The organism is Bacillus sp. ISL-47 (assembly GCF_018613175.1).
Classification (GTDB): Bacteria; Bacillota; Bacilli; order Bacillales; family Cytobacillaceae; genus Cytobacillus.
This window is the reverse complement of the sequence record NZ_JAGGQS010000035.1, coordinates 114164-129658: the sequence shown is the minus strand read 5'-3', so window position 1 is coordinate 129658 and position 15495 is coordinate 114164. Positions and strand designations below refer to the sequence as shown.

Sequence of the window (15495 nt, the reverse complement as noted above, 5' to 3'; positions counted from 1 at the left end):
ATTTATATGAACTTACTAATTTTTATGCATTTTAATGAAAAATAATACAGCCTACACAGCTGATTTAGAGTATTCCAATAGTGTGGATTTAAGAGTTTCGGCCGCTTCATTTATTTCTGCTGCTGTTGCAGTCAGAGGAGGCAGCAAGCGCAATACATTTTCCCCTGCCGGCAAGGCCAGCAACCCCTTTTCCCTTAACTCCTTTAACAAGGATGGAAGATTTACATCTGTTTCAATGCCAATCATCATTCCAAGCTGGCGTACTTCCTTCACCGCTGGGATCGGTTCAAGCAGTTCTGTCAATTTATTAGACAGATAGACGCTCTTTTCCTGCACATCCTTTAAAAATTCTTCCTCAAAAACGGTTTTCAGTGTAGCAATAGCGGCTGCAATGCTGATCGGATTACCCCCGAATGTTGAGCCGTGGCTGCCTGGTCCAAAAACTTCTTCTAATTCTTTCTTCCCAATCACTGCACCGATTGGCAACCCACTACCCAGCCCTTTGGCTGAAGTTATGATATCAGGATCCAGATTAAAATGCTGGAATGCAAAAGCCTTTCCTGTTCTGCCTATACCTGTCTGAATTTCATCAACAATTAAGAGTGCCCCGTTTTCTTTGCATAGCTGTTCGGTTTTCTCAAGGAACTCCTGCGCAGCTATATGAATGCCGCCTTCCCCCTGGACAATTTCAAGCATAACAGCAGCTGTTTCTCCATCGATCTCAGCTTTTAAAGCGCTAAAATCATTAAAGGGAACATATTTAAATGTCTCGAGCATGGATCCGTACCCTTTTTTAATTTTATCCTGGCCTGTAGCAGCCATGGTTGCAAAGGTTCTTCCATGAAAAGACTGCTGGAAAGTGATGAGCTTTTGGCGCCCTGTTGCTTTTCTTGCGAGCTTGATTGCTGCTTCATTTGCTTCAGCTCCGCTATTGGCAAAGAAAACATAATCCATGCCAGATGCTTCTGATAGATATTTTGCGGCAATTTCCTGCTTTTCCTGTACAAACAAATTCGAGACGTGCCAGAATTTATTCAACTGGGTGCTGATTGCTTCTTGTACTGCAGGTGGACGATGCCCTAAATTGCAAACCCCAATCCCCGAGGTGAAATCCAAATAACGTTTTCCGGTTTTATCGATTAAATAACTTCCTTCTGCTGATTCCGGCTCCACTTCCCACCGGCCATATGTCGGGAATAGATAACTCATTTGAAAACCTCCATTTTGGCAGAAACATTCGTACCGACCCAACTGCCATTTTCATAAAACTTATCCTTGCCTGATACGATCATTACACTATTTAAGCCTTTGCTGATTGCCTTCATTGCCGAAGTTACCTTTGGGATCATCCCGCCTGTTATTTTTTCATCTTTTATATGCTGTTCAATTTCTTCTGTATCCAAATGAGGGGAAATCTTGCCGTCAATGAAGATTCCCTTTACATCTGTTACAAAGATACAATGTTCAGCATGAATGGCGCTGGCAACTGCGGCCGCTGCATAGTCGGCATTAACATTCAGCTTTGTACCATCTTTCGCAGCTGCAATGGGTGTTATCACAGGAACTAGATCTTCACTGAATAACATTTCAAGAACGGAGCGATTAACACTCGTAATTTCTCCAACCATTCCAAGCTTCTCCTGATCCAGAAACTCTCCTTTAAATAATCCTCCATCACTTCCACTTACTCCAAATGCTTTAAATCCGTGCTTTTCGAGCATGGCGGTAAGCTTGCGGTTTGAATCGCCAGCCAATACCATTTCTGCAACTTCCATTACTTCTGAAGTCGTTTTCCTTAGACCATTTATAAATTCATGGGGCACCTGATAGAGATCCAGCATTTTGTTGATGGCAGGACCTCCTCCATGTACAAAAACAAGCTGATATCCCTGATTCTTCAGTTCTGACAGACTCTTAAAAAATGAATCTCCCAATTCTTCCATGACACTCCCGCCGCACTTAATGACTATACTCTTCAATTGGCAACCTCCTAAGTACGATAGCTTGCATTAATTTTGACATAATCATAGGATAGATCGCAGCCCCATGCCTTTCCTTTTCCTTCACCCTGATGGAGGTCAACCGAAATTTGTACAGTAGGATTTGTTAAGTATTTTTTTGCTTCTTCCTCTGAGAATGCCTGAGGTTCATTATTTTTTAGCATTATGATTGGGCCGATAGCGATATCGACTGAAAACGGATTAATATTTGCCGGACTCTGCCCGATGGCGCCTATAATCCTGCCCCAGTTTGCATCCGCTCCATAAATTGCCGTTTTGACCAGGTTGGAGCCGACAATCTGTTTGGCAACCATCCTAGCGTCTTCGTCAGTCTCTGTTCCTGATACCTCAACTTCGATTAGCTTTGTCGCTCCTTCTCCATCCTTTGCTATCTGCTTGGCAAGGCTTTCGCTTGTTTTTGCAAGCATCTGCAAGAATATATCCCAATCAGGATGATCCGGGGAAAGCTTATCTGTATCGCTTTTTCCATTGGCCATTACTAACACCATATCATTGGTTGATGTATCTCCATCAACAGTAATCTGATTGAACGTCCGATCAGTAACCTGCTTTAAAGCTGTCTGCAAATGACTGCTTTCTATGTTTGCATCAGTCGTAATAAATGCGAGCATGGTCGCCATATTCGGGTGTATCATCCCCGATCCTTTTGCCGAACCGCCCATTGTGACCGTTTTTCCATCGATGACTGCCGCATAACAGCATTTTTTCATCACTAAATCAGTCGTTAAAATGGCTGTTTGAAAATCTTCTGAATGAACCGTTTCGCTGCCAGGTTCCAGTATCTGAATGCCCGCTTCAATTTTATCCATTTGCATATACTCACCAATAACACCTGTTGAGGCTACCGCTACATGCTGCTCCTTTAAATTGAACTTGCCTGCAGCACAATTTCTCATTTGATAGGCATCCTTTAGCCCTTGTTCCCCCGTACACGCATTTGCACATGCACTGTTAACGATGACTGCCTGGAGAAGACCTTCCGAAGCAATGCTTTCCTGTGTCACTTTTAGCGGGGCAGCCTGAAAATGGCTTGTTGTATAAACGGCCGCACAATGTGCAGGAGTTTCACTTAAAATAATCCCTAAATCCTTTTTTGAATATCGCAGCCCTGCATGTACGCCGGCTGCAGTGAAGCCCTTTGGTGTAATGATGCTTCCTGAGGATAGTTCTGTTACTTCTGCAGTTTGTGATAATGTTGGCATTTGCTATTCCTCCTTATGGGTAGAGCGGAACAAATCCAAGGCCTGCTGCTTCATCCAGCCCGCTCATAATATTGGCATTTTGGACAGCCTGCCCTGCTGCGCCCTTCATTAAATTATCAATCACTGAAACTATTGTTAACCTTCCTGTCCGCGAATCAACATGTACACCTATATCACAATAATTGGAGCCTGCCACTTCTTTTACAGAAGGAAAAGTATTTTCCGGCCGTATGCGTATGAATGGATGTTTCTCATAGACTGACTGGAATAGCTCAAGAATCTGTGAAGTAGTATATTCTTTTGTTAATTGTACATAGCTGGTTGTCATGATTCCTCTTGTAATTGGGAGGAGATGGGTGGTGAAGGTAATGGGTTTTATTCCGGCATTCCACTTCATGAGCTGCTGTTCAATTTCCGGTGTATGCTGATGCTGGTTTACCTTATACACACGCAAATTTTCATTTGCTTCCGCATAGCTTGAAGTTCTTGAAAGTGACCTTCCTGCCCCAGATACCCCGGATTTAGCGTCCACAATAATACCTGTTGGGTCTATCAAGTTTTCTTTTACAACCGGGGCCAGACTTAACAGTGTCGATGTTGGGTAACAGCCGGGATTGGAAATTAATTCAGCCGCAGCTATTTCATTATGATGCCATTCTGAAAGCCCATATACAGCTTTTTCGACAAGGGTTTCGTTAGCAGGCTCGTGTTTATACCACTCAAGATATTCACCTGCTGGAATTCTTAGGTCACCTGAAAGGTCAATTACTTTAATGTCCTTCCCCGAGAATTCTTCAGCCAGTTTTCCTGATATCCCTGAGGGTGTAGCCAGAAAGACCATTTCTGATTGCTTTGCAATTTGATCGGGATCAATTTTTTGTAAAGCTTTGTCCATGATTCCGTATAAATGCGGATATTCGTTCGAAATGGGGAGGTCTTCCTTCGTTGAATGGATTGATTTTATGTTGAATTCAGGATGGTGCTGCAGGATGCGGAGCAATTCCGCACCTCCATATCCGGTTGTTCCGATAATTGAAACGTTCATAATTGCTCCCTTCCTTGCTATATTGTATATTTAATCAACACTATACATATTTATAAATTTATGTTCCTCTTATTATAGAAACTGCAGTAAAAAATTGCAACCTATTTTCCCGAAGTTTTAAACATTCTTAAAATACTGATTTCAATTTTATTAGTGAAAAGGTTGACTGCATTGCATTTTTCCCTTTAAATCAAAAGTAAGTTCCGATACTTGTGTTTACTTATCCGGACTAAGTTCGTTTTCCCACGGACATGATTTAGGGAAAAGGTGGTTTTAACATGCAGCCAATGACAGGGATATCAGCAGAGCTAAAAGGATTATTGCTGGCCGTTCACCATAAAGTAAAAATTGAAAAATGAAGTTTCTTGTTTCATGAAGGGTCAGAGGCCAAAGAGCTGTATATCGTCTTGAGCGGGAAAGTGCAGGTAGGCAAAATTATTCCTGATGGCCGCGAATTAACAGTCCGTATGTGTACAGAAGGAGATTTGATTGGCGAGTTATCTTTGTTTTCTTCCTCGCCAAAATATATGTTAAATGCTAAAGTAACTGAAAGCGGTGAAGCTGCCGTTATATACAAAGAGGCACTTGAGGATCAATTAAGCAAGGATAATAAGCTGGCCTTGGAGCTTATGAAGTGGATGAGCCTTCAGCATCGGAAAACCCAGACGAAATTCAGGGATTTGATCTTGCACGGAAAAAAAGGAGCCCTGTATTCCACTTTGATTCGTCTTTCCAATAGTTATGGGGCTAGATCTCGAGAAGGAATTGTAATAGATGTGGCACTTACGAATCAGGAACTGGCCAATTTTTGCGGAACTTCCAGGGAAGTAGTAAATCGCCTTTTAAGCGAATTGCGGAAAACCGGAGCCATTTCTATTAATAAGGGAATAATAACTATTCTTGACCTTGATTATTTGAAAATGGAAATTGAATGTGAACACTGTCCTGTTGATATTTGCAATATTGAATAGAAAAGCCGGTCTAATCAGACCGGCTTTTTTTTAGTTAATCGCTATTAATATCAGGACGAAGAAAATGGCTGCATTTGCGATCTCAAAAATACCAATTTTTTTAGGAGAAAATGCCTTTCCATAAAATGCGATAGATCTGTATAGACTGGGAAGAAACGAGACTGCTATAATCCATTCACCCATCATCAGCCAAACAAGCGGGACTGCCGCATGATAAATCCACGAAATCCACCTGAAGGAAAGGTTTTTCTTTTCCCGAATCATAGATTTCACATAAAAGGTGCTGCCTGCAAAAAATAAGATAGAGGCTGCAAATACTGTCAAGGAAAGCGCTGTAATTTCTCCATTGGGCAAATAGCTGCTCGCCAGTCCTGCTATTGAAAATGCAAAAATTGCACTAAAGTCATTTCCCAGCGCTCTATCCTGATTTTTTGATGAATAATATGCATTTATGATAAAGAAGGGAATCATGAGAAATCCAAATAGAATGATAGATAGTCTTGCCGTTAATGGAACTATCAGCAGCAATATGGCTGGCACCATATAAATAGCTGTCCATTTTGCATAATAGGCCATTTTTTTTCTTTTAAACAAAAGAAGGGATGGATAAGTAGCCAAATATAATAAAGTCCACCCTAAAAAAAAGGGGATATGGGACCAAACAACCTCTGACGCTGCCGCTCCAAGCCAAAAAGGCAGGATCAGCATTGCCCAAGCTCCATGCTGTTTCGGCAAAAATAATTTCATTTATTCTTCCTCCCCATTGCTTTCTGCCTATACTATATAACTTTTCTCCTTAAAAATAAGTGAGGCTTATCACTCTGGCCCCTCTGCCACAGAACGTTCAAAAACCCTCTGGCAATTACACCAGAGGGTTAAATATTAGTTAGGTCGGCTCTTTAATCTGCTCTTCAAATAATTAATGAGATAATCAGGGCCCTCTAGGTCATGGATACAGAAAAATGGAACATTCAGCCCCCCATCTTCCAGACTCTTCCCTTCTTCATTCCAGTAAAACACGGCCTGGATATTTGTTAATTGCTGAATCAAATGCTGATCGTCTGCATCCCTTAAAAGGAGTACCTTTGGAAATGGAGCCTGCTTATGCCCCTCAATAATGATTATATCCGGGTGAAGCAGTGAAGCAATGCCGATCTGTTCCTCGAGGCTCCAATCTTTTTTCTCTGCCTGGATAAGGAGCCTCCCTCCCCCTTCAACAAGGGAAGCAGCGGCACCTGATTCAATATGTTTGCTGGCATCCTTTCCGACTGGAACTTCAGGTTTTCCTCCGTGCCCATGATGCTTAATAGTTATAACTGAAGCACCCGCTTTTTTCAAGCCGGAGATTAATGTGTTAACAAGGGTAGTTTTCCCGCTGTTTTGATAGCCGGAGACCTGAAAGATAACAGGCTCCTTTACCATGGCCATTCGCTTCCTTCATGGTCCTCCAGCAATAAGACTTCTACTTCATCCCCTTTGCCATACCCTCTTGTGCCGCCTGGCAGGATCATTAATGAATTGGCACCGGCAAGGCTCATGACAATATTTGATTTATCCACTCCGCTTGGAGCGGCTACAAGCCTTCCATTAGAATAATTCAGTGTCGTTCTGACAAACCGTGTAAAGGGATTTGCTTTTGGAAAATCCGCTACAAGCTCGGCTTTTTCCTTCCTCAAATGTGCCTTCTCAGCAAAAAGGATTTTGCGTATGATTGGTCTTGCAAAGAGTTCAAAGCCAACATAGCAGGCAGAAGGGTTGCCTGAAAGCCCAAACAGAAGCTTGCCTCTATACTGGGCAACTGTCGTAACACTTCCCGGACGCATTGCAACCTTGTTAAAGAGGACCTCTGCCTGAAGCTTTTCATAAATGGCAGGAAGATAATCAAAATCCCCCACTGACACACCGCCTGTCGTCATCAGCATATCGACTTTATCCAATGCTTCTTTAACAGCATTGAAGCAGGTATCAAATTCATCAGGCAGCTTGCCGAAATAAATAACCTCTCCTCCAGCTCTGTCTATTTGTGCCGAAATCATGTGGGCATTGCTGTTCCTGATCTTTCCTGGCTCCAATGGCTCATCTACCTCTAAAAGCTCCGTACCTGTAGCAAACAGCCCAATGACAGGCTTTTTGGCAACAGGAACTTCAGCATATCCAAATGTTGCAAGAATAGCCTGAATGCCAGGATTTATCCTTGTGCCTTTTCTGACCAGGGACTCTCCTTCCTTGGCATCTTCTCCCTTAAAGGAAACATTATCTCCAGGATTATAAGCCCGCTTGATGGACATATAATGTTTCCCGTCTCTTTCATATGCTTTTGCCAATTCCAGCATGACAACGGCATCACATTCTTCAGGCATTTGCGCACCTGTCATAATTCTAACAGCTTGATAAGCGCCCACTTGTTTGGAAGTAACGTGACCCGCACCAATATGGTCCACTACTTCAAATTCCACTGGATTTTCCGTTGAGGCTTCCTTTGTATCTGCTGACCGTACCGCAAACCCATCATACGGGGATCGATCGAAATGTGGGACATCGTTGGTTGCCTTTAAATCCTCTGCAAGGAAGCGGCCAAAGCTATCATTAATGGAGACATACTCCATATTTCCGCTTTTTTGATAAGCCATTATTCTTTCAACTGCTTCCCCGACCGGAATGGGAGTTCTTTTTTCCAACATTCTATCACTCCTATGTATTACGAATTTCTCAAAAAAGCCTGGAAATGCCCTTCTTCTGCTTCTTTTACTATGGCCCTGTTTAACTTACCTGTTGATTTAAGCCTAGGGATTATCTTTTTCTGCAGGCGGTCTAACGCTCCCTGCGGAAAGCAAGTGCCCGCAGCGGAAATCAACAGGTGCTAAAATCAACAATAAGCAGTAACATAGCTTTTATTATAAACGTACATGAAATGTCCCTGCATGACAAACATCACACATATGGAGACTTTCTTTGCCTGTATGGTTTTACAGAAAAAAAATTAAAAAAAGCCTTCAAGTGTGATGCCCATCACCAAACTGCCTCTCATCTTCCTTTATTCTATAGATATAGTTCATAAGATTAAAGGAGGAACAATCAATGACCATGCAACTTACAGAGGATCGTCTCGTAAAAGATATTGTAAATGAATTCCCGAAGACAAGCGATGTGTTTAAGCGCTATCGTATTGATTTCTGCTGTGGCGGTAATATTCCATTGCTTCGAGCAGCTGTTGAACAATCTGCAGATATGCAAGTGCTTTTGGAAGAACTAAATGAGGTAATTCAAAAAGAAAACCAAAAAGAAGATTTAAAGGTTTGGACTGAAAGTACTTCCGAAGAAATTATTGAACACGTCATCAAACAATACCATCGACCGCTTGAGGAAGAGCTTACACTATTAAGCCCGTATGTTACAAAAGTTGCAAGAGTACACGGCGGAGGGCATGAGGAGCTGTTAAAAGTACACGAATTATTTTTTGAACTTAAGAAGGAGCTGCTTGAACATACTGCAAAGGAAGAAGAGACTGTTTTTCCATTGCTTCTAAAGCTCGAGGATCCTGCAGTTGAAAATCGCGAAGAAATGATTAGCTATATACAAGAACTTGAAAAAGAACATGACCATGCTGGCGCAATCTTAAAAGAATTGCGGGATATTACTTCTGATTTTGCACCGCCAGCAGATGCCTGCGGATCTTACCGCCTAGTATATAAACGCTTGGAAGACCTGGAAGGACAGACTTTTATGCATGTTCACCTGGAAAATAACATTCTGTTCCCTCGATATATTTAATGCAAATAAAAAATCTGCAGAACTTTCAGCTGCAGATTTTTTATTTGCTTCGTACGCCTAGCCGATAATAGCTTTAACATAGCCTAATAATAAAATCGGCTCTGCTATGATTATAAAACCTGATTTTGCAGAGCCGGCCTTTTCAATCATAATTCACCCGCCTATATAGGACATTTCAATTTTTTTTCGGTTGGCTATCGTTTCTTCCGTACGTTCATCGGAATATCTGTCTTTTCTGCCGTTCCAAATGTTAACAATGCGCTCGGTTATTTCTTCATCATTCGCGCCTTTTCTCATAAATTCCTTTAGATCGTGTCCTTCTCCATTAAAGAGACAGGTAAAGATTTGCCCATTTGCAGAAAGCCTAGAACGTGTACAGCTTGAACAGAAGGATTCTGAGACAGAGGTAATAAATCCAACATCAACATCTGTGCCCTTATATCGGTAGCGCTTGGCAACTTCTCCAAAGTAATCCGGATCTACTGGTTCTAATAAATAATGTTCCTTTAAAATTTCATAGATTTCTTTTTTGGTGACAACTTCGTCCATTTTCCAGCCGTTTGTGCTTCCGACATCCATATATTCAATAAAACGGAGCTGCAATCCGTTTTCTTTGCAAAACTTGGCCATTGGAACAATTTCCGAATCGTTAAGCCCTTTTTTTACGACCATATTTAGTTTAACGCCAAGCCCAGCTTCCTTCGCTGCCTCAATCCCTTTTAGTACGGGTTTGACACCCACATTGCGTCCATTAATTTTTCCAAACAGTTCATCATCCAAGCTATCCAGGCTGATATTCACCCTTTTTAGTCCCGCTTCCTTCAGATCCTTGGCATGTTTGGGGAGCAATACACCATTAGTAGTGAGCCCAATATCATTCAGCCCTTCAATGTTCGAAAGCATTTTTACTAGTTTGGGCAAGTCTTTTCTCATCAAAGGTTCTCCGCCTGTTAATCGGATTTTTTCTACTCCAAGGCTTACGAAGATTTTGCCAAGCCGTTCAATCTCTTCATAACTAAGCAGCTCGCTTTTAGGGAGAAAAGCAAAATCAGGCCCGAAAATGTCAGCCGGCATACAATATTGACAGCGGAAATTACAGCGGTCAATTACAGATATGCGCAGGTCTCTCAAAGGTCTATTCAATTGGTCCTTTATGATTGTTTTAGCCATTGCGTTCAACTCCATATAAAGAGTGACTTCCTTTATTTTTCCATCTATTTAAAGTCTATTATGTTTCATCCTTAGATTTATATATATTTTAACCTTTCCCTTAAAATAACAGAAATAACCTAACACCTCAAATTAAGGGCTTTTACTATTAGAACATAAAACTTTTCCAATGTTAACAGGTTAAAGAAATTTTTTTGAGGTTGCAACGGCTAGATAAACCTTCGTTTTCAAAAACAGAAAAAAATGCCACAATTAAGACACAAACAACAGGTATGTTTTCACTATTTAGATGGTATTATTGTGAAAAAAGACAGAAAGATTTTTTTATAAAAGGAGGATTAGCATGACACAGACACCTATAAAACCAACCCATTCCATCGAAATTAAGGAGCTTCTACATTTCGCTGACCGGCAAACCCAAACAAAAAAAGGCTCATATATTTTTCAGGAAGGAATGGATGCTGATGAGCTCTATATCATTCTGTCCGGTAAAATTCAAATCAGCAAGATAACCGCAGATGGAAGAGAGCTTACCTTTAGAATATGCGGGGAAAATGAAATAATTGGTGAACTGACTCTTTTTACAAGCTCCCCTAAATATATGTTAAATGCTTTAGTGCTTGAGGCGGGTGAAATCGCTGTTATTAAAAAGGATGTACTGGAAAGAGAAATTTTTAAAAACAGCAGCCTGGCTTTTGAATTTATGAAATGGATGAGTGACCATTTCCGCAAAACACAGACAAAATTCAGGGACCTTGTCCTGAACGGAAAAAAAGGCGCCCTATATTCCACCCTTATTCGGATGACCAACAGCTACGGATCCAAGGTTGACGAAGGAATCCTGATTGACCTTCCCCTCACAAATCAGGAGCTGGGCAATTTTTGCGGTACTTCACGGGAAAGTACGAATCGGATTTTAAGTGAGTTAAAAAAAGACGATATCATTACCAGTTTAGATGGAAAAATAGTCGTTAAGAATCTGCAATATTTAAAGAATGAAATTGGATGTGAAAATTGTCCCGCCATATACTGCAGCATTGAATAAGAGTGCAGAACTTAAGCTGCACTCTTTTTATTATCTTCTTATGTGATTTTCACTTTTTTCCTAAGTGCTTTTGGAATATACACACAGAACGGTTCACTTTCCAAATAATCTCCAGTCATGGCATAGGCTCGGGACCTGGAGCCTCCACAAACATAACGGAACTCGCATTGTCCGCATTTCCCTTTATATTTATCAGGATTTCTAAGATCTTTAAAAATTGGAGATTCTCTATAAATTTCGGCAAGAGGCTGTTCCCTCACATTGCCGGCTTTAACAGGAAGAAGTCCGCTCGGGTAAACATCGCCTATATGCGAAATGAAAACAAATCCATTGCCGTCGTTTACTCCTTTTGGCGCCCTGCCCAAACCATCAATCGAACCAGTCAAGCCTTGCTGTGTGAGTGCATCGAGATATTGTATATCTTCGTTTTGGGCTTTTGCTTCCTTCATTTTCTGCTGAATTACCACGCGGCGGTAATGCTGTGCAGCAGTTGTTTTTATGTCAAACGGCACTCTTTTGCTCAAATCATAGAGCCAGGTAAACACCTTTTCAGGTTCAACTGGAGAAATCATATCTTTTTCCTGTCCCCGACCTGTCGGAACTAGGAAAAATACGCTCCAAAGAACACATTTCAATTCCTCTACAACCTTGGCCATTTCCTCAAGATAATCAATATTATAACGGGAAATAACCGTATTGATTTGGACTGGAATCTCCAATTCATGCAAATATTTTATCCTTTCAATCGTTAAATCAAAGGAACCTGATGTACCTCGGAAATGATCATGAATTTCCGCATTAGGGCCATCGAGGCTGAACGCCCAGCGAGATAATCCTACTTCTTTGGCTTTTTCAATTGCTTCTTTTGTCACATTTGGAGTTGCACTCGGTGTCATGGAAACCCGGACACCTTTTTTCACCGCATATTCCGCAATTTCGAATACATCCTGTCTCATTAAAGGATCTCCACCGGTGAATACAAGCATAGGGTTATTCATTTCATATATTTGATCGATCAATACTTTTCCTTCTTCAAAGGAGAGCTCTCTCGGATCTCTTCTGTACTGAGCTTCCGCGCGGCAATGCAGGCATTTTAACTGGCAAGCTCTTGTTAATTCCCATATCACAATAAAAGGGTCTTTATTAAAATCTCTACTGAATCCCATAATAGATGCCTCCTTAGCAGCCTCTTTTTCAGGCAGCCTATTCTAAATAAAGCCATTAAACTTGAACAATATTTTGTCTTTGCATCGTTATTATAGGGTAATTACAAGCTTTAATAAGTGAACTTTCTCACAAATATACGTTCTTTTTGGGAAATTTGACAGGGATGTGACAAAGATGCGCCAGAAAATTGTGTGCTGCCGGAAGAAGGTTACCGGCAAAATTCGTATCTGTTGATAAGCACCTAAAGCATGAGATCAGAGTTAATTTTGTTGTTTAGTGACCGTAGCCGTAAGCCGATTAGGGGAGTTATTCCTCATGATTAACGATAAAATTGATATCCTTAGCTGATTACCATCGCTATTCCTGCTGGTTAACACCATACTTGCTGCCATCAACCAATTATGGCCGCTGTTCCTATATTTTAAAGCCCCGGACTGGAACAAAGAGCCGAATAGATCGTTAACCCTGCATGCTCCAAACAATTTAGAATCAGGAAGAAGAATATAAATCTTCCTTTCATCAATTTAAAAAACAGCAAGCCATCTGCCTGCTGTGTTTTTGTGGAGATTTTCTTTTATTGTACGCCAAGTGCAATTTTGGCATAGCGTGACATTCTGTCTTTTGACCAAGGCGGATTCCAGACAATATTCACTTCTGTATCCTTAACTTCAGGGATATCTGCCAAAGCTGACTTAACCTGCTCTACAATCGTTCCAGCCAAAGGGCAGCCCATGGAAGTAAGGGTCATATCGATAACAGCCTTGCCTTCCTCTTCCATCTTTACATCATATACTAGGCCCAAGTTAACAATATCAATGCCAAGCTCAGGGTCTACAACAAGCTCAAGTGCACCCATGATGCTATCTTTTAAATCCTGATCCATTTTACAGCACTCCTTCTTTTGTACTTTAGTTTATCATAACAAATATTTAAACGAATTGAAAAAAAGTTGGTTATAGGTGTGTTTCAAACCATTTTACTGTTTCAAGTAACCCTTCATTGCTTACTTTATGTCCTGCCTTATCATCTGTAATAAATCGAAGTTTTTCAGGCGCATCGTTGTATAGGGGCTGTATGCTTTCATAAAAATGATATGTATAGGAAAATGGCACAACTGAATCCTTTTTGCCATGCCAGAACATCAGGGGCCTTTTTCCCAGTTTTTCAGGTTGCAGGCTTAAATCCCGCTTTCTTAGGGTTTTCAGCAGATCAGTCACTTCCTCCTCATTCATTGGAATTTCAATATTATTTTTTTGGAGTTCATCCATCTGCCATTGGGCAAACTTTTCATAGTAAGGCATACCCATAAGGCTGACTGCGGCTTTAACCCAGGCATATTGCGTCAACGCTCCTAATGTAACAATGCCGCCCATGGAGGTTCCAACAAGGCCTATTCTTTCAGGCTTAATAAGCTTTTCATCTACATATGCTTCCTTAATGATTTTTAATTCAGTTATAGTATGGAGGACAATATCCCATAATCTGAAATTTAGATCATTGCCTGACAACCCGGCTGCCCTTTCTCCGTGAAACAATGTATCCGGCAGCACTACCCGGAAACCTTTTTCTGCAAGCAAGTAGGCGTAATGAAGATTATGTTCTTTTGCACTTGTAAAGCCATGGACAAAAATGATAACTGGCAGTTGAGCCTTTCTTAACTCCTGTCTGGCCAAGTCCAATACAGGAATCTTGTTAATGTACTTATTCTCTATAATAACCAAAGCTCTTCCTCCCAAACAATTCCCCTAATAATAATAACTGCATGTATATAACTGCGTCCTTAATATTTAGGCAAAGTGAATTTTTTTACAAAAATAATATAATATTGGTAACATATATATATATAATGTCTGTAAAAGCTGAAGCTTGACTCGATTGTAAATTCTTTCTATATTTTCAGTTTAACATGTGGACTTTTTTTTTCACAAACCTTTACACTTATTAGAAAAGCAGCATAAAGAGTCAATATACTTTCTTATTCTGTGAAATCAAGATAATAAAAGGAGATCTTATGGCAGAAAAACATTTAATTGCACTAGACCTGGATGGCACTTTATTAAAAGATGATAAAACTATATCATCAAAAACAAAAATGGTTATTCAAAAGGCCCGTGAACAAGGACATGAAGTCATGATTGCTACTGGAAGGCCATTCCGCTCCAGTGAGATTTACTATCGGGAAATGGGGCTTACTTCACCAATTGTAAATTTCAATGGTGCCTATATCCATCATCCTAATGACCGCAATTGGGGAATTTACCATACGCCCCTGCAAATGAGCGTTGCGAAGGAGATTGTTGAGGCCGTTAACAGCTATACCATCCATAATATCGTTGCGGAAGTTATTGATGATGTTTACTTGCACTATCACGATGAAAAGCTATTGGATATTTTTGGATTTGGAGATCCCAATATCACCACTGGTGACTTGCGCAATTATCTCAATGATAATCCGACCAGCATGCTAATCCACACAGACGAAGAACATGTAAAATCCATTCGAAGCCACTTATCCGAAGTTCATGCAGAAGTGATTGATCATAGACGCTGGGCAGCACCTTGGCATGTAATTGAAATCGTAAAATCCGGCCTTAATAAAGCTGTCGGTTTACAAAAAGCATCTGACTATTTCCAAATCCCGCCCGAGCGGATTATTGCTTTCGGCGATGAAGATAATGATCTGGAAATGCTTGAGTATGCAGGCTACGGCATAGCAATGGGAAATGCCATTGACCAGGTCAAGAATATTGCCAACGAAACCACGTTATCAAATGAAGAAGATGGTATCGGTGTTTACTTAAATGATTTATTAAATTTAAAAGCGCTATAACTGCAGAAGAATTAATTAGAAACTCGGCCATTAAATCCCTTTTTGAAATCAAAGCTTTAGAGCATACTAAAGGATGAAGCAGCCAGGCTGTTTCAAACTTCTTTCACGGAGGGGATTCGAATGGGTAAACGTAATAAATCAAAACGCTTCGTTCAACAGGGTGTTGACACTGTTAGTAAGCATGATGAACGTATCCCGTACCACATGACCTATGCGGAGGCAGAAGCCGTAAAATTGGCTAATGTGAAGGAATCATCCCTCGGAGGAATATAA

The 15495-nt window shown here is 40.8% G+C and carries 15 protein-coding genes and 1 pseudogene; 5 read left to right on the top strand and 11 right to left on the bottom strand.

Features of this window, described 5'->3' with window-relative positions; all coding sequences use genetic code 11:
* Positions 1-51: 51 nt before the first annotated feature.
* The 4 genes from J7I93_RS12605 to argC are packed head-to-tail and all read right to left on the bottom strand — an operon-like array spanning position 52 to position 4268.
* A complete protein-coding gene (locus J7I93_RS12605) occupies positions 52-1209 on the bottom strand; it encodes an acetylornithine transaminase (protein WP_214726213.1) in 1158 nt (385 codons plus the stop codon).
* Positions 1206-1979, bottom strand: coding sequence for an acetylglutamate kinase (gene argB / locus J7I93_RS12600; RefSeq protein WP_214726212.1), 774 nt, complete (start codon positions 1977-1979; stop codon positions 1206-1208). Before argB ends, J7I93_RS12605 begins: the two co-directional genes overlap by 4 nt.
* An 11-nt stretch (positions 1980-1990) precedes the next feature.
* Positions 1991-3223, bottom strand: a complete 1233-nt coding sequence (gene argJ, locus J7I93_RS12595; protein WP_214726211.1) for a bifunctional ornithine acetyltransferase/N-acetylglutamate synthase — start codon at positions 3221-3223, stop codon at positions 1991-1993.
* 13 nt (positions 3224-3236) lie between these two features.
* The gene (gene argC, locus J7I93_RS12590) at positions 3237-4268 is read right to left on the bottom strand and encodes an N-acetyl-gamma-glutamyl-phosphate reductase (RefSeq protein ID WP_214726210.1); all 1032 of its coding nucleotides are present in this window, start codon (positions 4266-4268) and stop codon (positions 3237-3239) included.
* A 278-nt stretch (positions 4269-4546) separates the two neighbouring features.
* Between argC and J7I93_RS12585 the strand changes: the two are divergent.
* Positions 4547-5239, top strand: a pseudogene (locus tag J7I93_RS12585) (Crp/Fnr family transcriptional regulator).
* Between the two features lie 30 nt (positions 5240-5269).
* Here the strand turns inward: J7I93_RS12585 and J7I93_RS12580 are convergent.
* The 3 genes from J7I93_RS12580 to J7I93_RS12570 all read right to left on the bottom strand — a co-directional run bounded on the left by J7I93_RS12580 (position 5270) and on the right by J7I93_RS12570 (position 7920).
* Positions 5270-5986, bottom strand: a complete 717-nt coding sequence (locus tag J7I93_RS12580; RefSeq protein WP_214726209.1) for a YwiC-like family protein — start codon at positions 5984-5986, stop codon at positions 5270-5272.
* A 135-nt stretch (positions 5987-6121) separates the two neighbouring features.
* Positions 6122-6667, bottom strand: a complete 546-nt coding sequence (mobB, locus tag J7I93_RS12575; RefSeq protein WP_214726208.1) for a molybdopterin-guanine dinucleotide biosynthesis protein B — start codon at positions 6665-6667, stop codon at positions 6122-6124.
* Complete coding sequence (locus J7I93_RS12570) at positions 6655-7920, bottom strand: molybdopterin molybdotransferase MoeA (protein WP_214726207.1); 1266 nt, start codon at positions 7918-7920, stop codon at positions 6655-6657. The genes mobB and J7I93_RS12570 overlap by 13 nt, the downstream gene beginning before the upstream one ends.
* 397 nt (positions 7921-8317) lie before the next feature.
* On the opposite strand from J7I93_RS12570, the gene ric reads away from it, so the two are divergent.
* Positions 8318-9010, top strand: coding sequence for an iron-sulfur cluster repair di-iron protein (ric, locus tag J7I93_RS12565; RefSeq protein ID WP_214726206.1), 693 nt, complete (start codon positions 8318-8320; stop codon positions 9008-9010).
* A gap of 153 nt (positions 9011-9163) precedes the next feature.
* On the opposite strand, the gene moaA is transcribed toward ric, so the two are convergent.
* Positions 9164-10180 (bottom strand): GTP 3',8-cyclase MoaA, encoded by a 1017-nt coding sequence (moaA, locus tag J7I93_RS12560; RefSeq protein ID WP_214726205.1) that lies wholly within the window; start codon positions 10178-10180, stop codon positions 9164-9166.
* 343 nt (positions 10181-10523) lie between these two features.
* Here moaA and J7I93_RS12555 point away from each other — a divergent pair, with 343 nt between their 5' ends.
* Positions 10524-11225, top strand: a complete 702-nt coding sequence (locus J7I93_RS12555; RefSeq protein WP_214726204.1) for a Crp/Fnr family transcriptional regulator — start codon at positions 10524-10526, stop codon at positions 11223-11225.
* A 38-nt stretch (positions 11226-11263) separates the two neighbouring features.
* Here the strand turns inward: J7I93_RS12555 and J7I93_RS12550 are convergent, their stop codons facing one another.
* The 3 genes from J7I93_RS12550 to J7I93_RS12540 all read right to left on the bottom strand — a co-directional run bounded on the left by J7I93_RS12550 (position 11264) and on the right by J7I93_RS12540 (position 14113).
* On the bottom strand, positions 11264-12391 hold the full coding sequence (locus J7I93_RS12550; protein ID WP_214726203.1) for a TIGR04053 family radical SAM/SPASM domain-containing protein: 1128 nt from the start codon (positions 12389-12391) through the stop codon (positions 11264-11266).
* A gap of 575 nt (positions 12392-12966) precedes the next feature.
* The gene (locus J7I93_RS12545) at positions 12967-13275 is read right to left on the bottom strand and encodes a metal-sulfur cluster assembly factor (protein WP_214726202.1); all 309 of its coding nucleotides are present in this window, start codon (positions 13273-13275) and stop codon (positions 12967-12969) included.
* A 70-nt stretch (positions 13276-13345) separates the two neighbouring features.
* Positions 13346-14113, bottom strand: coding sequence for an alpha/beta fold hydrolase (locus tag J7I93_RS12540; RefSeq protein ID WP_214726201.1), 768 nt, complete (start codon positions 14111-14113; stop codon positions 13346-13348).
* Positions 14114-14403: 290 nt separating this feature from the next.
* Here J7I93_RS12540 and J7I93_RS12535 point away from each other — a divergent pair, with 290 nt between their 5' ends.
* Together J7I93_RS12535 and J7I93_RS12530 are read left to right on the top strand one after the other, a co-directional pair.
* Entirely contained in the window at positions 14404-15222 is an 819-nt protein-coding gene (locus J7I93_RS12535; RefSeq protein ID WP_214726200.1) for a Cof-type HAD-IIB family hydrolase, read from the top strand.
* A gap of 120 nt (positions 15223-15342) precedes the next feature.
* Complete coding sequence (locus J7I93_RS12530) at positions 15343-15495, top strand: hypothetical protein (protein WP_214726199.1); 153 nt, start codon at positions 15343-15345, stop codon at positions 15493-15495.